Source organism: Bacillus sp. FSL K6-1338, from assembly GCF_038006965.1.
In the GTDB taxonomy this organism is placed as follows: domain Bacteria; phylum Bacillota; class Bacilli; order Bacillales; family Bacillaceae_G; genus Bacillus_A; species Bacillus_A thuringiensis_S.
Window position 1 is genome coordinate 872,197 of sequence record NZ_JBBOWI010000001.1, and the last position, 17,964, is coordinate 890,160.

Here is a 17,964-nt window from a genome sequence, read left to right on the forward strand (position 1 = left end):
AGCGTACGTTGCGTATATCGTAACGTACGCTTTTTATGCATTTTTGTGCATATCGTCAAGCGGCGGTATGCTTTTTTTTGTTTATTTTTCCTTGTATGGTTACGATGAAAATTTTGGAAGGTGGAAAAATGTGATGAGATTGTATGGGTTACGAAATGTAAATGTGATGGGTCTGGATAGTGGATAAAGAAGTGAGAGTTAAACGAGAACGAGAAGGGAGAGGTTACATTGTTATCAGTATTACTAAAGCTAAAATGGTTTTTTAAAGAGCATTGGAAGAGATATAGTATCGCTATTGGAGCTCTTTTAATTGTAAATATAGTTGAAGTCATTCCCCCGAAAGTGTTAGGGGTTACGATAGATAATATAAAAACAGGAACGTTAACGAATGCGGAGATTATGCAATTTATTCTCATTTTAATAGGGGTTACGGTAATTGGATATGGTCTTACTTTCGTTTGGCAACACCAGCTGTTTGGGGGAGCATTCGTACTGGAGAAAACGATGCGCTCTAAATTTATGGGGCACTTACTTAAAATGACACCGACGTTTTATCATAAAAATCGTACGGGTGATTTAATGGCGAGAGCGACAAATGATCTAAAAGCAATTGCTATGACAGCTGGTTTCGGTATATTAACGCTCGTGGATTCGAGTTTATATATGCTTACGATTGTCTTTATGATGGGATTTACAATTAGTTGGGAGCTTACATTTGCGGCGCTTATACCGCTTCCGATTATGGCGTATGCGATGAACATATATGGAAAGAAATTGCATGAGAGATTTACAGTCGCGCAAGATGCGTTCGGAGATATGAATGATAAAGTACTTGAATCGATTGCTGGTGTGCGTGTTATTCGTGCATACGTACAAGAGAATGCAGACGAGGAAAGATTTCATCATTTAGGAGATGACGTCTACGAAAAAAATATGAAGGTAGCAAGAATTGATGCATTATTCCAACCAACTGTGAAAATGCTTGTCGGTCTTAGTTATTTAATCGGCTTAGTGTACGGTGCATACCTTGTGTTCCAGTCAAAGGTGACGCTTGGTGAACTCGTTTCTTTTAACGTGTATTTAGGGATGATGATTTGGCCGATGTTTGCAATTGGTGAATTAATCAATGTTATGCAAAGAGGAAATGCTTCGCTTGACCGTGTGAATGAAACGTTAGCGTATGAGCCAGATGTAAAGAATCCAAAACATCCAAAGCTTGTGCAAGATCCGGATTATATTCAGTTTGATGATGTGTCTTTCTCATACCCTTCATCAACTGAAGAAAATTTAAAGAAGGTTTCTTTCACATTAAAGCAAGGAGAAACGCTAGGGGTTGTCGGAAAAACAGGAAGCGGGAAAACGACGCTTGTACGTCAGCTTCTTCGTCAATATCCGCTTGGAGATGGAGATATTGCGGTCTCTGATGTGACATTAGATAAAATAACAAATGAAAATGTACTCGGATGGATTGGGTATGTACCTCAGGAACATATTTTGTTCTCAAAAACAGCGAGAGAAAATATTTTATTCGGAAATAGGGAAGCGACGGAAGAAGAACTTGAGAAAGCAATTGAAATTGCTGCGTTTAAAAAAGACTTAGAGTTTTTACCAGAAGGATTAGAAACGCTCGTTGGAGAGAAAGGTGTTTCTTTATCAGGAGGGCAAAAACAAAGGATCTCGATTGCGCGAGCTGTTATTCAAAATCCAGAAATTTTAATTTTGGACGATTCTTTATCAGCTGTAGATGCTCGTACGGAAGCAGCGATCATTGAAAATATAAGAACAGAAAGAAGCGGAAAGACGACGATTATTACGACGCACCGTTTATCTGCAGTGCAACATGCGGATTGGATTCTCGTTATGGATGAGGGGCAAGTAATGGAAGAAGGTACACATGCTCAGCTTATCCAGAGCGGAGGCTGGTATGCTGAGCAGTTTGAAAGACAACAAGGTGAAAGTGAAAGTGCGGATAGTGGGGTGAAAATATGAGCGTTTCAAAACGATTGTTTCAATATGCGATGAAAGTGAAGGGGACGATTTTTGCAGCGATGCTAATGTTATTTATTTTCGTCATTGCAGAGCTTGCTGGTCCTTTCGTCGCTAAAACGATGATTGATGATCATATCGTCGGGATAGAGAAACCTTGGTATGAAACAGAAAAGAGTGAAGAAGCTGTTTCATATAATGGCGCTTTTTATAAGCGAAGTGATCGCTTTGAACAAGGCGAGACAAAAGGTAAAGAAGTACGTGTGATGCAAGTCGGTTTTCAATATTATTTTGTACCGAATAAAGTGAATATTGAAGGGTCACGTACTGTAAAAGGTGATATGATTACCGTTCAAAATGGTAAGGCGGTGCAAGTGTATAAAGCGAAGGCATTAACGAAAGAAGAAGTGTTTGCATTTTATAAACCAGAAATAAACCGTCTATTATTACTTGGTGGTGGCTATTTCGCTTTATTAGTAGTCGTATCATTATTTGCATACGGAAAGCAGTTCTTCTTGCAGAAGGCAGCGAACAAAATTATTCAAATTATGAGGGAAGATGTGTTTTCTCATATTCAAACGTTGCCGATTCGTTATTTCGATCATTTACCGGCGGGGAAAATTGTTTCGCGTGTGACGAATGATACAGAGGCCATTCGTGATTTATATGTAACTGTACTTGCAACATTCGTTTCTAGTATCATTTATATTATTGGGATATTCGCTGCGCTATTTTTATTAGATGTGAAGCTCGCTTCATTATGTTTATTAATTATCCCAATTTTAATTGTTTGGGCGATTCTTTATAGAAAATATGCGTCTGTATATAATCATAAAATGCGTTCACGTTTATCCGATATTAACGGAACAGTGAATGAATCCATTCAAGGGATGCCAATTATTCAAGCGTTCCGTCAAGAGCGTGAAACGAAAAAAGAATTTGAAGAATTAAACGGCGATTATTTTAAGTATCAAAATAAAATTTTAAATTTAAATGCAGCAACTTCGCATAACTTAGTAGCTGTATTAAGAAATATCGCTTTCACAGGAGTGATTTGGTATTTCGGCGGTGCGTCATTAAGTGCTACAGGTATTATTTCACTTGGGGTACTGTATGCGTTCGTCGATTATTTAACACGATTATTCTCGCCAATTACGAATATGGTGAACCAGCTTGCAAACTTAGAGCAAGCGCGCGTTGCATCAGAACGTGTCTTTGAATTGTTAGAGGAAAAAGGAGAAGCGGTAGAAGAAGAACGTATGCCTCGTTTAAAAGGAAATGTAAAATTTGATAATGTATCATTTTCTTATAATGGAAAAGATGAAGTGTTAAAAAATATTTCTTTTGAAGCGAAACAAGGCGAGACAGTGGCACTTGTCGGTCATACTGGATCAGGAAAAAGTTCTATCATGAATGTACTCTTTCAATTTTATGAGTTTGAAAAAGGAAAGCTTACGATTGATGGTCATGATGTAAGAGAAATGCCGAAACAAGCAACTCGTGAGCATATGGGAATCGTACTGCAAGACCCGTTTCTTTTTAGCGGGACGGTCGCTTCCAACGTAAGCTTAGAAAACGAAAAAATTTCAAAAGAGCGCATTGTAAAGGCGCTACGTGATGTTGGTGCTGAAAGATTTGCAAACAATATAAATGAAGAAATTACAGAAAAGGGAAGTACGCTTTCCACTGGAGAACGTCAGCTTATTTCGTTTGCTAGAGCACTCGCTTTTGATCCAGCTATCTTAATTTTAGATGAAGCAACATCTAGTATTGATACAGAAACAGAGGCGATGATTCAACAAGCGCTGGAAGTTGTGAAAAAAGGAAGAACGACGTTTATTATTGCTCACCGTCTTTCAACGATTAAAAGTGCGGATCAAATTATTGTACTCGATAGAGGAACAATTTTGGAAAAAGGGTCTCATGATGAACTCATGAAAAAGCGTGGGCGTTATTATGATATGTATAAAACGCAAATGGAAGGCAATCAGAGTGCTTAATAGGTATGGAGGAGAACTTGTGATTTTCACAAGTTCTTTTTTATTGATGAACATGTCGACTCTTTAGCGAATTACGACAGTTAAATAAGAAGTATTGTTTTACCTTTTTCTTTATAAATGCTATATTAAAAAATGTTACTTATTTTTTGTATGTGGCGTTATTTTTCCCTTTTGTTTGATTATGAAGAAAAAGGATAAACTAAATAAGAACATTTTCATTGAAAAATTGTTCAAGATTGCATACAATCAATATAGTTTTTAAATTCCTATCAGAATACTTGGAGGATTACAATCATGAAGAAATTATTTTCAGTGCTTGCAGTAACTACATTAGCGATCGGGATTGTAGCCGGCTGCGGTAAAGAAGAGAAAAAAGATACAGCTAGTCAAGACGCGTTACAAAAGATTAAACAAAGCGGTGAACTTGTAATTGGTACAGAAGGTACATACCCACCATTTACGTTCCACGATTCAAGCAATAAATTAACTGGATTTGATGTTGAATTAGCAGAAGAAGTTGCAAAACGGTTAGGTGTAAAACCTGTATTTAAAGAAACACAATGGGATAGCTTACTGGCTGGCCTAGATGCAAAACGTTTCGATATGGTTGCAAACGAAGTTGGTATTCGTGAAGATCGTCAAAAGAAATACGATTTCTCTAAGCCATACGTTTCATCTTCAGCGGCATTAGTTATTGCAAAAGATAAAGATAAGCCTGCTACATTTGCTGATGTAAAAGGACTAAAAGGAGCACAATCTTTAACGAGTAACTATGCAGATATCGCTAAGAAAAATGGTGCGGAAATTATTGGTGTAGAAGGATTTAGCCAAGCAGCAGAATTATTAGCTTCAGGACGCGTTGACTTCACAATCAATGATAAGTTATCAGTACTAAACTACTTAGAAACGAAAAAAGATGCGAAAATTAAAATTGTAGATACTGAAAAAGAAGCTTCAGAAAGTGGATTCTTATTCCGTAAAGGTAGCACTAAGCTTGTACAAGAAGTAGATAAAGCGTTAGAAGATATGAAAAAAGACGGTACGTATGACAAAATAACGAAAAAATGGTTCGGTGAAAATGTATCTAAGTAGTGCATTGGTTTCAGATCGATTGTCTACTTGGATAGATATTATGCAGTCTTCCTTCATGCCTATGCTGAAGGAAGCTGTTTTTACGACAATTCCATTAACGCTTATTACATTTATTATCGGGATTATACTGGCAACGTTAACAGCGCTCGCACGTATTTCTGGTAGTCGTATTTTACAATGGATTGCTCGTATCTATGTATCTATCATTCGCGGAACGCCACTTCTTGTACAGTTATTTATTATTTTCTATGGTCTTCCAACTCTTAATATTGAAGTTGAGCCATATACAGCAGCAGTTGTTGGATTTTCATTAAATGTCGGTGCATATGCATCTGAAATTATTCGTGCTTCTATCCTTTCCATTCCGAAAGGGCAGTGGGAAGCAGCTTACACAATTGGGATGACATATCCACAAGCATTAAAACGTGTTATTTTACCACAAGCAACGCGCGTATCAATTCCACCGCTTTCGAATACATTTATTAGCTTAGTGAAGGATACTTCATTAGCATCATTAATTTTAGTAACAGAAATGTTCCGAAAAGCGCAGGAGATTGCGGCGATGAACTACGAGTTTTTAATTGTTTATTTTGAAGCAGGTCTTATTTATTGGGTTATTTGTTTCTTATTATCAATCGTACAACAGATGTTAGAGAAGCGTTCAGAACGCTACACATTAAAATAATCCTTTTACAAAAGGAGTTTTTGTTTTTATGATTTCAATTCAGCACTTACAAAAAAGTTTCGGAGATAATACCGTACTAAAGCATATAGATTTAACAGTTGAGAAAGGCGAGGTTGTTGTTATTATTGGACCGTCTGGATCTGGTAAAACGACATTCTTACGTTGTCTTAACGTACTAGAAACACCAAACGCCGGTAGCATTCGCATCGGCAATAAAGAGCTTAATTTTGCTCAAAAAGTATCGAAGAAAGATATTGTAAATCTTCGTACGCAAACAGGTATGGTATTCCAGCACCATAACTTATTCCCTCATTTGACAGCACTTCAAAACGTAATGGAAGGACTCATTACAGTGAAAAAAGTAGGGAAAGAAGAAGCGAAGAAAAAAGCAAACTACTTCCTTGAAAAAGTTGGTTTAGCAGATAAAGTGGATTTATATCCATTTCAATTATCAGGCGGACAACAACAGCGTGTTGGAATTGCGCGCGCGCTTGCGATGGAGCCGGAAGTGTTACTATTTGATGAGCCGACGTCAGCACTTGATCCTGAACTTGTTCAAGAAGTTCTGAAAGTAATGAAAGAACTTGCTAAAGAAGGTATGACGATGGTCATTGTAACGCACGAAATGCGTTTTGCACATCAAATTGCGAACCGTGTTATTTTCATGGATGGCGGTGTCGTTGTTGAACAAGGTACACCAGAAGATGTATTTACAAATCCAAAAGAAGAACGTACGAAGAAGTTTTTACAAATGTTGCAATAAATTAAGGAAGGTCTCAAGGCATATGCCTTGAGACCTTTTTGCCATATATATTTATTTGTGGAATCCGCCAAGGCTTTGCTCAGCCATTGCAACTAGACGTTTTGTAATTTCTCCACCAACTGAACCGTTAGCGCGAGCCGTAGAATCTGCTCCTAATTGTACACCAAATTCTTGAGCGATTTCGTACTTCATTTGATCGATTGCAGCTGTTGCACCTGGTACTACTAATTGATTTGAAGAATTTTGGTTTGCCATAGGAATATATCCTCCTTAGAGTTATAAAAGTTTTTTTGGTTGGACTAGCTGGAGTTGAACCAGATTATCGCCCCGGTTGGCGCTAATCCATCGGTAATTAAGTTTGTACTCATAGTATGGATGTTACCTAGAAAGATATACAAAATAATAATTTGTAAATTTTGTCAAAAAAACTTATTGATTTCGTAAATTATGAAATAAGAGTAATCGTTGTATTTTTAAGAAAACAGGCCAAACTAAGGAGGATATTAAATATAATTTTCTCATTGTAGCCTGCTACTTGTAGGCTAATCATTAGCTTCTTATTTATGATTTATTGAAATGAAATCGGTAGCAACTTCATAGTTCTATTTTTAAGTAGGGATGGAGTGACCGCTCCTATGCATGGGTAGGTGCTCTCTTCAATCTAAAAAAGAGAGGCTTTAAACGATAACGTATGGAGGAATCATGATGGGGATTTGCCCGCTTTGCAACGCATTAGAATCACAAACATATTCTTGTCAAAATTGCCAAAGTATACTCCAAGATTATGGGAAGTCTGTAGATTACATAGACGATTATAGTGCCTATATGGATCAAGAATTATTAAGTGCAGTAGATGGTTTAACGCATAATAATTCAAATGAATATTGCAATCATATTTTTTATTGCGGAGTATGTAACGTGGAAACAGAGGTTGTAGTAAAACTTGTGTAAATAGAAAACTTCCACCTTATTATCTAGGTGGAAGTTTTTGTTTTTGTATTTGTGAGTGAATCATAGGGGAAGGGATATGTTCGGTATTTGATGAAGCCCCTGATTTTATTTGAGACATTTTTTCTTTTGTATCACGTAAAGAATGTTCAGTTAAGTAGACGGCATATTCGTAAAATAACTGGCGCGTCATTTCACTTTGCTCTTTTAATTTTTCATCTTGGAATACAGTTCGCCCAGGTTTAGAGTTGGCTTCAAAGAGCCACGGATTTTCCTTTGTGTCTAAACCGATATCAAAACCGATTTCTCCAATATTTCCGGTTACTTGTTCATCGAGCGCGTAACTTATTTGTAAGGCAGTATGTTTTAATTTGTTTTCAATTTGAACTTGTTTCGTTGAATCTGGAAAAAGCTCTTGTAGCAATTTTGTATCACCGCCGCTATTTACGTGCGTTGTTAAACTGCCTTTGCCGGCGATTTTGGCGACGATTGCACTAACTATCCAATTACCGAAATGATTTTTATTTGTATGAATGCGGAAATCAACAGGTTGCCCATCGAAGCGAAGTAACGAAATACCTTGCTGTACGATAAACTTTTTTAAATCATGTCCCTTTAATACGTGGTTTAGAAGAGTTTCTAATGATTGATACTTTCTCAGTTTATTTTCTTCATTTTCGCGATAACGACAGTAGTAGCAATTCTCTGTTTGAGAATAAAATATTTGATGAATATTTCTACCAAAGCTCCCGTGTATTGGTTTCATGTACACTGATTTATACGTGCCAAGAAACCGTTCTACTTGTTCAAAATGCTGAAATGCTTCTGTGTTTGGTAATAAGGGTCTAATTGATTCGTCTTTCATAAGAAGTTGATGAACTTCCCATTTATTGAAAAAACCTGGATTAAACCATGGAATGGAGTAGTCTTGTTCTAACTTTCTTTTTGCTCTGACGATTGGTTTGTAATTTTCTGCTTGTCGATTTGGTAATCGATCGTAAATGACATTTGGTAAAGGAACCTTTTTCTTTATCCATTGTTTCTCTTGAAAGAAATATCCTTCAATCGTTTCTTCTTCCCAGTTTATATGTTGAACGCCAAAGACGAATACGAACGGTCGTAATGAGAATGGTGGTGTTAACAACTCACTGAGGGCAATTGAACGATTTCCTAAAGGGATAGAAGAATCATCGTTAAAGCCAGTTGTGAAAATGCCGATTAATGGTCCGAAAATAATTGTTTGGTTTTGTGTGAATGCATGAATAGTGGTTGATTGAGGTAGTAAAAGTTTTTCAGCAATATGTTTTCCGATAATAATTTCGCGAGTAAAGGAATAATGAATTTTCACCTCTTCACTTGCAATGTGACGTATACCGAAGGAGAGGGATGTAATAGGTGGCGTAATAGAAAAAACGTAAGGTAAAGTAATACTATTTGGATGTTCATCTGAAATGTTTAATGTATATATATGTTCTTTCAAAATAGGTTTACCTCCTTTCATTATGGTGTAAAGCGACTGAATTTAAGTGGTCCGTGAAATATCTTTTCAGCTAATGAATCACTATGACGAATGTATTGTTCGTAAGGGGGAATCGTGTTGACATACATAAGCCAAATTGCGCCTTTTTGATCCATAATGGTGGAAAGTTCTAGTTCAAATAACGAAGAATAAGACTGATCTAGTGTTTGGAATACTTCATTTACAATGTCGTGTAAAGCATCTTGCAATAGTTGCACACCCGTACTAGATAGTACGTATTTAATTTTTGAAAATGAATGTAATGAATCATCGTCCGTTGTTGAGGGTAAAAGCTGATTAGGAAATGAGCTTTTTTGTATAAATTGACCGATAACATTCCAAGTTTGTTCTTTGTTTTTTTGCAAAATGGTTCGAATGTGGAGTGGATATGTTAATTGATTTGGTGGTTGTAGCATAGTGTGCGCTATATAACGGGATGAACGTATGTTAGATTTACACCAAGATATAAATTCGTCTGTCCGTTTGATTGTAATAGAAGTATGGTATTTTTCATTTACTGTATCGATATGAAACGTTTTATTTTTGTAAGCAATTCGATATAAGTTATCCTTAGAATGTATATTAGTGGGGCGTATAATAATATCTTTAGTTTTTAACAACAGTTTGAAAATGTTTTGTATCGTTGCTATTTCAAATTTTGGTATATAAGGAGACAGTTTCTTATTAGTGAGAAATAAATCATGTAGTTCACTTAAATTAATAAGTGTGTTATTTAAAAAGGTAGTGGAAGGACGATTGTGCAAAGAGTGAATAATTGATTTTGCTTTTTCAAAGTCTGTTTCCTCGTGAAAAGAATAACGATCATATATATAAGAAGGAATAGGGAATGTTTGCTCTTTCCATTTTCCTGTATCTGTATCGTAAATAAGACCAGAAACAAGGTCTGTTTTAGGATCAATACAAAATGGCGTAAACTGGGCAACGACATTATGATAAAGCCGAGCGCGTTTAGCGATTTCGGTGTAATATGTTTGCTCATAATGAAGTTTAGAAGCTAAAAGACCGAGAACCAACGAAATCACTCCTTTACTACTATTTGCATAATAGGCGAAGCTATATATTGCAAATACGTTTTTATACCATTATACTTTTGTCCGTATGATGATATGCTATAGTTTTGGAGAAGTGAAAGGTTGATTGTAATGAATATATGGTTAAATATGTTAACGACGACAGGACTCGGAGCAATTATTGGGGGATATACGAATCATTTAGCGATAAAAATGTTATTTCGTCCTCATCGCCCTATTTATATCGGGAAGTTTCAAGTTCCATTTACACCAGGATTAATTCCGAAGCGCCGTGATGAACTTGCTGTTCAATTAGGGGAAATGGTCGTAGAACATTTGTTAACACCGGAAGGAATCGGAAAAAAGCTAACAAATGAAGAGTTTCAAAAAGGTTTAATCCACTGGGCGCAAGTGGAAGTGGATAAAGTAATTAAGAATGAACAATCACTGCGACATATGTTAGAAAAATGGAATGTAGCGCATGTAGAAGAAGAAGTGACTCAAAAAATTGAACATGTGATTACAGAAAAAATACAGGCATTTTTAGCTGAGTATTATACATATACATGGGAACAGGCTTTACCTCATTCTGTAAATGAAAAAGTAGAGAATGCGATTCCGAATGTCTCGGCGTTTATTTTAGAGCGAGGAATTAGCTTTTTTGAAAGTGAAGAAGGGAAAGGCCGTCTTTCAAAAATGATTGATGATTTCTTTGCTTCTCGCGGAACGCTACTTAACTTAGTCGGAATGTTTTTAGGAAATGTAAGTGTAGTGGATCGTGTGCAGCCAGAAGTTATTAAGTTTTTAGGGCAAGATGGTACAAAGCAGCTTTTAACTGACGTACTGCAAAAAGAGTGGGAAAAGTTAAAAGGAAGAGATGTAAAAGAATTAGAATCGTTTGTAGAGAAAGAAATGATTGTAAGCTCCGTGTTGTCAGCAGTTAAAGTAGAGGAAACAGTGAGTAAGTTTTTAAATCAATCTGTTCAGCAAGTATGTGAGCCAGTTCGAGAAACAATTATTGAAAAAGTGGTTCCAAGCACAGTAACGAAAGGCTTGAAGTGGGGAACAGAAAACGTAGAGAGTATACTAAACAATCTACATCTTGCGGAAATTGTCCAGCAAGAAGTGTCTACATTCTCAACAGAAAGATTAGAAGACTTAGTTCTGTCTATTACGAAAAATGAATTGAAAATGATTACGTATTTAGGAGCATTATTAGGTGGAATAATCGGACTCGTACAAGGATTGTTACTATTGTTTCTTAGATAATAAGGTGAGTACATAGAAATAAAAGTGAAATTTCTTCACATCTCTTGCATAGTTTGATATGGTAAGAAGAGGTGCGTATGTAAATGCACTGAAAAGGCAGTGCGTATGAAAAACGCTAGCCTTCTAAAGGAGGAAAAATAAAATGACAAAGAACATTCATGATGTTGCATATGAATTACAAAAAGCAATCGCTGAAAACGAAGACTTCAAAACTTTAAAAGAGAGCTACGCAGCAGTTCAAGCCGATGCGGCTTCAAAGAACTTATTTGATGAGTTCCGTACAATGCAACTTAGCCTACAACAAAAAATGATGCAAGGCCAAGAAATCACTGAAGAAGACAACCAACAAGCACAAGAAGTTGTAGCTCGCATTCAACAAGATGCTAAAATTACAAAATTAATGGAAACTGAGCAACGCCTAAACGTTGTAATCGGTGACGTTAACAAAATTATCATGAAGCCACTTGAAGAATTATATAGCGCGCAACAACAAGCGTAATAGTGGAAGACGCTCCTAGTTTAGGAGCGTCTTTTTTGTTTAGGGAATTTAATAGTTATACCACAAAAACTCCCTTTCAAAATAGCCATTTCTTATTGGTTATTTTGAAAGGGGTATGTAATACATCTAATTTTTTTTATTGCTGTTAATTGAAGTTTTAATGTTCTTTTCCTTCAAAAACTTTTCAATTTCTTTTTGCTTCCTACCATTAGCTTTCTCAAAGCGCTTTGTAAAAGAGAAATCAGTTTTGAATAAGTTACGATCTTGAGCGAGTTTGTCTAATTCTTGATCTAGTTCTACTGAAAGTGCTGTAGATGATGAAATAAATTCATATATTTCTTTTGAAGGCTTTTTGTAATCATCAGGGATTGTATTGTTACTAATAAAATTATGGAAGTTTGTATCATTTTGTTTCGCTAATTCTATTAGTTTTTGTAATTTTTCTCGGTCAGATTCAGTGATATTTTCATCGGATGTAGTGGATGAAAGTGGAACGATATTTTCGTCTAACTCTCCGCTATAATTTAAATAACTTTTTATATTTTGTTTCATTTCGTCTTCACTAATATTTTCATTTTTCTTTGAGGAACTAAATATATTTTCTGGAACTTTAATAGCAACATCTTTAATAGATTGGACATCGTTTTCTTCCTTAGGTTGTACACTGTTTGAACAAGCTGATAGAAATAACATTGTAAGTAACATGAGTGGATATAAAATATACTTTTTCATATTAATCTCCTTTTATATTCATTAGTATCTTTGTAAAATAGCTAAATTCCATTTTAAATACTTAACTAAAAGTGAGTATATATGTTTTATTAATTGATAAGATATGACGGATATTAGTAAGCCGATGCAAAAAGCTATAAATACATTATAAACATCGGAATAACTGATTTGATGAAACCCTTTAAAGAATCCTAATCCTATTAATAAGATAGGTGAAATAATTAATAATGGTGTAGCAATTATAAGTGCTAGAAGAAGCGGTAATAGAAAGAGTAATACGAAAAAGGCGATAATGATAAATATAAAGTTTAAAACACTTAAGCTCATAACAGAAAACAGTGCTGTCATAATATTTTTTAGGCTGCGTTTCTTGTCAGCTTTACTTATTACATATGAAATATTAAGTTCTTTAGCGATAGTTTTAGGATTTCCTAGCTTTTTAGAAATTTCCTCTTCAGATATTCCATCTTGTTTACCACTAATAAAATGAGTTTCGTACTCCGAGATAATATCCTCCTTTTCTGAATTAGGCATATTCCGTAGGGAAGAACTAAGTTGTTCTAAAAATTCACTTTTGTTCATAACGATCACTTTCCTTTATAAAATGATGAATTATGGCTGAAAATCCTATCTTTTTTCTAAACAGCACACACAATCTATATCTACTTTTTGAAAGGAGATATACTAATTGCGAATAACATTCCAAATAATGGGTATTCCATTATTTACAAATATATCACTTACTATTGTTCTTTGCAAGGTACTATAAGATTGTTAATATTATAAATGGGTGAAAATATTTTTGCGTATTTTTAGAAGAGATATAAAAATGTTATTTTAAGATAAACAAAAGGTTGTAAGCGCATTCTTTAAAACTTGTCAAAATAATTTCAAATTCATATTGTTGGAAAAATAATGCATTTGTAATATAATGATAAAGATACTTCACCAGCTTAATTAACTAGGTGAAATTAAAATCTTTATTACACACATTATGAAATAAAGGGATGATTAGTTTGAGTACAGGTGTAAAAGCAAACGACGTGAAGACAAAAACAAAAGGAGCAGATCTTGTTGTTGATTGTTTAATTAAACAAGGTGTTACACATGTTTTCGGTATTCCAGGAGCAAAGATTGACTCTGTATTTGATGTATTGCAAGAAAGAGGACCAGAGTTAATCGTTTGTCGTCATGAACAAAATGCAGCATTTATGGCAGCTGCTATTGGTAGATTAACAGGGAAACCGGGCGTATGTCTTGTAACTTCAGGACCAGGGACATCAAATTTAGCGACAGGTCTTGTTACTGCGAATGCGGAGAGTGATCCCGTTGTTGCTTTAGCTGGTGCAGTACCGCGTACGGATCGATTAAAACGTACGCATCAATCTATGGATAATGCTGCACTATTCGAACCAATCACAAAATATAGCGTAGAAGTAGAGCATCCTGATAATGTGCCAGAAGCACTTAGTAATGCATTTCGAAGTGCGACTTCCACAAATCCGGGAGCTACTTTAGTAAGTCTTCCGCAAGACGTTATGACTGCGGAAACAACTGTAGAGTCTATCGGTGCGCTTTCTAAGCCACAGCTTGGAATCGCTCCCACACATGATATTACATATGTAGTAGAAAAAATAAAATCAGCGAAATTACCAGTTATTTTACTCGGTATGAGAGCGAGCACAAATGAAGTGACGAAAGCTGTTCGTAAATTAATTGCGGATACAGAACTTCCTGTCGTTGAAACATATCAAGCAGCTGGTGCGATTTCACGTGAGTTAGAAGATCATTTCTTCGGCCGCGTTGGATTATTCCGTAACCAACCAGGTGATATTTTACTAGAAGAAGCAGACCTTGTTATTTCTATCGGTTATGATCCAATCGAGTATGATCCAAAATTCTGGAATAAACTTGGCGACAGAACGATTATTCATCTTGACGACCATCAAGCAGATATCGACCATGATTACCAACCAGAGCGTGAATTAATTGGTGATATTGCCTTAACGGTAAATAGCATCGCGGAGAAATTACCGAAACTTGTATTAAGTACGAAATCAGAAGCGGTATTAGAACGATTACGCGCGAAATTATCAGAACAAGCAGAAGTTCCGAACCGTGCTTCGGAGGGTGTTACGCATCCACTTCAAGTGATTCGTACACTTCGTTCTTTAATTAGTGACGATACAACTGTTACATGTGACATCGGTTCCCATTCTATTTGGATGGCGAGATGTTTCCGTTCTTATGAACCACGTAGATTATTATTTAGTAACGGCATGCAAACGTTAGGTGTTGCACTTCCTTGGGCAATCGCAGCTACTTTAGTAGAACCAGGTAAAAAAGTAGTTTCCGTATCAGGTGACGGTGGTTTCTTATTCTCAGCGATGGAGTTAGAAACGGCGGTACGTTTAAATTCTCCAATCGTCCATCTTGTTTGGAGAGACGGCACATATGATATGGTTGCATTCCAACAAATGATGAAATACGGTAGAACATCAGCTACAGAGTTTGGTGATGTTGATCTTGTGAAATATGCGGAAAGTTTCGGAGCGTTAGGTCTTCGTGTTAACACGCCTGATGAATTAGAAGGGGTATTAAAAGAAGCATTAGCAGCAGATGGTCCTGTCATTATTGATATTCCAATTGACTATCGTGACAACATTAAATTAAGCGAAAAATTATTACCAAACCAATTAAACTAATGGAGGCAGATTTGAGATGACTGTTGCGCAATTAATTGATATTGATGCAAAAAAAACGAAAATGAGTAATGAAGTATATCAAACATCTACAATGCTTGCGCTATTAGATGGTATATATGATGGTGTGATTAGCTTTGAAGATTTGAAAAAACATGGTGATTTCGGCATCGGCACATTTGATCAATTAGATGGTGAAATGATTGCATTTGATAATGAATTTTATCATTTACGTTCAGACGGTTCAGCGGAAAAAGTAGAGCCAGAAGAAACAACGCCATTTGCGACTGTAACGTTTTTTGAAAAAGAAATGAGTTATACGGTAGAGCATCCGATGAATCGTGAAGAAGTTGAAGCATTATTACATGAATTAATGCCAAGTAAAAACTTATTTTACGCTATTCGAATGGACGGTATGTTCCGTGAAGTAAGAACGAGAACTGTTCCAAGACAAGAAAAACCGTATACACCACTCGTTGAAGTGACGAAATCGCAACCAATCTTTTCGTTTGAAAATACAGAAGGTACGCTTGCTGGATTTTGGACACCAGATTACGCACAAGGTATTGGGGTAGCTGGATTCCACTTACATTACATTGATGATGAAAGAAGCGGAGGCGGACATGTTTTCGACTATGTTGTAGAAAACTGCACGATCCAAATTTGTCAAAAAGCTCATATGCATTTAGCACTTCCAGAAACAGCAGATTTTATGGCGGCTGAATTATCAAGAGAAAACTTAGAGGATAATATTGCAACTGCGGAAGGTGCAGAGTAAGAGGGAAAGACTGTTCCATTTTGGAACAGTCTTCTTTTATTCGTAATGTTATTATTTGTCGATAAATCGATATTTCTTGTCGAACCGTTGATATATTGTAAGTTATGATAGATATATTTGAAAAATCGTTGATATATTGTAAGTTACGATAGATATATTTGAAAGATCATTGATATCGTTTATTTCTTTGAAACAAACGGATGCCCCTTATAATAAAAACGCCACGGATAATGTACAGCTTCTTCTGCATAGTCGATATTAATACGAGGTCCTGCTGTTATTTTATATTGTGATGATATGTGTTCATCTTCTGGGACGAGTTCAATATGCAATGTGTCACTTTGTAATGATACGCCACGTTCTTCTAAAGTAATTCCGAGGGCACGGCATAGTTTGCCAGGACCGTTCGTTAAATTTTTATACTGTGCTTTTGTAATTTCGGTCTTATTGTAGCGCGCTAGTTTTATTTCTTCTATCCCATTTACCGGCTCAAGGGCTCGAATGAGAACACCTTGTGGGGTGCCCACTGGTGCTGTAATAACGTTAAAACAATGATACATACCGTAAATCAAATATACGTAAGCATGCCCTGGTGCGCCAAACATAACTTCTGTGCGATCTGTCCGTCTACCGCCGTAACTATGTGCGGCCTTATCATCTGGGCCTTTATATGCTTCTACTTCTACAATGATTCCGCTTCGCTTTATTCCGTCTACAATATGAACAAGTTTTTGCCCGAGTAATTTTTTTGCGACTTCTAACGTATCGCCTTCATAAAAGGAAGGTGGTGCATGCATTGTACTATCTCCTTTGCTAAGTGTATATGTATATAGTAAACCAAATTTTCAGTAGTAATTCTAACTCGTTCTATTTATCGGGTTTATTTCATAAATTATGGATAGAGTACAACAGCGAAGAGGGGGAGTGCGACATGATTTATCGCTTACTAGCTCTTAATATAGATGGGACACTACTATACAACAATGGAAAAATTGCAAAAGGATTACGAGAAACAATTGAATTTGTGAAAAGAAAAGATGTATACGTTACGTTATTTACGAGTCGTAATTTTCAATCCGCTCATAAAGTAGCAAAGGCGTTAAAATTAGATTCTATATTAGTGACACATGGTGGTGCTTTCGTTTCAGCAACGTTAGATAAGCCGTACGTTCAAAGAAGATTGTCTGAAGAGAAGACTTTTAACATTGTGCAAGTGTTAGAGCACTTTGATTGTAACGTACGTATTTCTCATGAACGGTTTTCGATAGGAAATCGTGAGAGAAATACACCAAACTTAATTGCGCGCACTGTATTATCAAGCGCAGATCCGTTATTTTATCCAGTTCAATTTGTAGATTCGTTAGGTGATGCGCTTCGGGACCATCCGGTAGCGGCGCCAAAAATTGATGTTCTTTTCCAAAGTAAAGGTGAAAAAGAAAGAGGACTGAACACATTAAGAAAAGCATTCCAAGATGTAGAGTATGTTGAATGTGATTCAAAACGAATAGAAATTTTACCGCAAAATGTATCAAAGTTACGTGGATTACAATTGCTTGGAGAGCATTTAAATATTTCGCTAAATGAAATGGTTGCGATTGGAGATAGTATGGAAGATTTAGAGGTTATTGAAAACGTGGGACTTGGGGTAGCGATGGGGAACGCGCCTGTAGAATTAAAGCAAGCAGCAGATTGGATCACACGTTCAAATAGTGAAAACGGTGTAGAGTATATGATTAAAGAGCATTTCCGTAAGCAATTCCCGCTTCCGTTTTTGAAGAATCATAAAAATACACCGAAACGATGACAGAAAAACGTAGCTTTTTGGCTACGTTTTTTTGTTTATCTTATTAAAAACAGTGAAAGCGTTTTAAAATATGAATTGTGTATGAAATCTATACAATTCACTTGAATCCTTTAGAAAACTAATGTAAAGTGAATGATGTTGCCAAAATAGTTACAC

Annotated in this window: 17 protein-coding genes; 11 read left to right on the forward strand and 6 right to left on the reverse strand. The window is 36.0% G+C overall.

Annotation, left to right across the window (positions count from 1 at the left end; all coding sequences use genetic code 11):
- Positions 1-228: 228 nt before the first annotated feature.
- The 5 genes from NZ044_RS04620 (at position 229) to NZ044_RS04640 (ending at position 6,526) form a co-directional block, all read left to right on the forward strand.
- Positions 229-1,989 (forward strand): ABC transporter ATP-binding protein, encoded by a 1,761-nt coding sequence (locus tag NZ044_RS04620; RefSeq protein WP_000953777.1) that lies wholly within the window; start codon positions 229-231, stop codon positions 1,987-1,989.
- Positions 1,986-3,986, forward strand: a complete 2,001-nt coding sequence (locus tag NZ044_RS04625) for an ABC transporter ATP-binding protein (RefSeq protein ID WP_000116622.1) — start codon at positions 1,986-1,988, stop codon at positions 3,984-3,986. The genes NZ044_RS04620 and NZ044_RS04625 overlap by 4 nt, the downstream gene beginning before the upstream one ends.
- Before the next feature lie 294 nt (positions 3,987-4,280).
- Positions 4,281-5,078, forward strand: coding sequence for an amino acid ABC transporter substrate-binding protein (locus NZ044_RS04630; RefSeq protein ID WP_000732844.1), 798 nt, complete (start codon positions 4,281-4,283; stop codon positions 5,076-5,078).
- Complete coding sequence (locus NZ044_RS04635; RefSeq protein WP_000281496.1) at positions 5,065-5,763, forward strand: amino acid ABC transporter permease; 699 nt, start codon at positions 5,065-5,067, stop codon at positions 5,761-5,763. Before NZ044_RS04630 ends, NZ044_RS04635 begins: the two co-directional genes overlap by 14 nt.
- Before the next feature lie 28 nt (positions 5,764-5,791).
- Complete coding sequence (locus NZ044_RS04640; protein WP_000623613.1) at positions 5,792-6,526, forward strand: amino acid ABC transporter ATP-binding protein; 735 nt, start codon at positions 5,792-5,794, stop codon at positions 6,524-6,526.
- A gap of 51 nt (positions 6,527-6,577) precedes the next feature.
- Here the strand turns inward: NZ044_RS04640 and sasP are convergent, their stop codons facing one another.
- Positions 6,578-6,781 (reverse strand): small acid-soluble spore protein, SasP family, encoded by a 204-nt coding sequence (sasP, locus tag NZ044_RS04645; protein ID WP_000013338.1) that lies wholly within the window; start codon positions 6,779-6,781, stop codon positions 6,578-6,580.
- A 450-nt stretch (positions 6,782-7,231) separates the two neighbouring features.
- On the opposite strand from sasP, the gene NZ044_RS04650 reads away from it, so the two are divergent.
- Positions 7,232-7,477 carry a hypothetical protein gene (locus NZ044_RS04650; protein WP_000510474.1) on the forward strand — a complete coding sequence of 82 codons (246 nt, stop codon included), beginning with the start codon at positions 7,232-7,234 and terminating at the stop codon, positions 7,475-7,477.
- Between the two features lie 19 nt (positions 7,478-7,496).
- On the opposite strand, the gene NZ044_RS04655 is transcribed toward NZ044_RS04650, so the two are convergent.
- Both NZ044_RS04655 and NZ044_RS04660 read right to left on the reverse strand, forming a co-directional pair.
- The gene (locus NZ044_RS04655) at positions 7,497-8,954 is read right to left on the reverse strand and encodes a YheC/YheD family endospore coat-associated protein (RefSeq protein ID WP_000658095.1); all 1,458 of its coding nucleotides are present in this window, start codon (positions 8,952-8,954) and stop codon (positions 7,497-7,499) included.
- Positions 8,955-8,974: 20 nt separating this feature from the next.
- Entirely contained in the window at positions 8,975-10,027 is a 1,053-nt protein-coding gene (locus NZ044_RS04660) for a YheC/YheD family endospore coat-associated protein (RefSeq protein WP_000242801.1), read from the reverse strand.
- A gap of 129 nt (positions 10,028-10,156) precedes the next feature.
- On the opposite strand from NZ044_RS04660, the gene NZ044_RS04665 reads away from it, so the two are divergent.
- Positions 10,157-11,293 (forward strand): DUF445 domain-containing protein, encoded by a 1,137-nt coding sequence (locus tag NZ044_RS04665; protein ID WP_033794062.1) that lies wholly within the window; start codon positions 10,157-10,159, stop codon positions 11,291-11,293.
- 142 nt (positions 11,294-11,435) lie between these two features.
- A complete protein-coding gene (locus NZ044_RS04670; RefSeq protein WP_000164612.1) occupies positions 11,436-11,792 on the forward strand; it encodes a YlbF/YmcA family competence regulator in 357 nt (118 codons plus the stop codon).
- 126 nt (positions 11,793-11,918) lie between these two features.
- Here the strand turns inward: NZ044_RS04670 and NZ044_RS04675 are convergent, their stop codons facing one another.
- Positions 11,919-12,524 carry an NDxxF motif lipoprotein gene (locus NZ044_RS04675; protein ID WP_000760031.1) on the reverse strand — a complete coding sequence of 202 codons (606 nt, stop codon included), beginning with the start codon at positions 12,522-12,524 and terminating at the stop codon, positions 11,919-11,921.
- Positions 12,525-12,545: 21 nt separating this feature from the next.
- A complete protein-coding gene (locus NZ044_RS04680) occupies positions 12,546-13,106 on the reverse strand; it encodes an HAAS signaling domain-containing protein (protein ID WP_001042971.1) in 561 nt (186 codons plus the stop codon).
- Positions 13,107-13,540: 434 nt separating this feature from the next.
- On the opposite strand from NZ044_RS04680, the gene alsS reads away from it, so the two are divergent.
- Positions 13,541-15,229 carry an acetolactate synthase AlsS gene (gene alsS / locus NZ044_RS04685; protein WP_000103523.1) on the forward strand — a complete coding sequence of 563 codons (1,689 nt, stop codon included), beginning with the start codon at positions 13,541-13,543 and terminating at the stop codon, positions 15,227-15,229.
- Between the two features lie 16 nt (positions 15,230-15,245).
- Positions 15,246-16,004, forward strand: a complete 759-nt coding sequence (alsD, locus tag NZ044_RS04690) for an alpha-acetolactate decarboxylase (protein ID WP_074790654.1) — start codon at positions 15,246-15,248, stop codon at positions 16,002-16,004.
- Positions 16,005-16,183: 179 nt separating this feature from the next.
- Here the strand turns inward: alsD and NZ044_RS04695 are convergent, their stop codons facing one another.
- Complete coding sequence (locus NZ044_RS04695; protein WP_086397351.1) at positions 16,184-16,801, reverse strand: DNA-3-methyladenine glycosylase; 618 nt, start codon at positions 16,799-16,801, stop codon at positions 16,184-16,186.
- A 134-nt stretch (positions 16,802-16,935) separates the two neighbouring features.
- Between NZ044_RS04695 and NZ044_RS04700 the strand changes: the two genes are divergently transcribed.
- On the forward strand, positions 16,936-17,808 hold the full coding sequence (locus NZ044_RS04700; protein WP_000640419.1) for a Cof-type HAD-IIB family hydrolase: 873 nt from the start codon (positions 16,936-16,938) through the stop codon (positions 17,806-17,808).
- Positions 17,809-17,964: the final 156 nt, after the last annotated feature.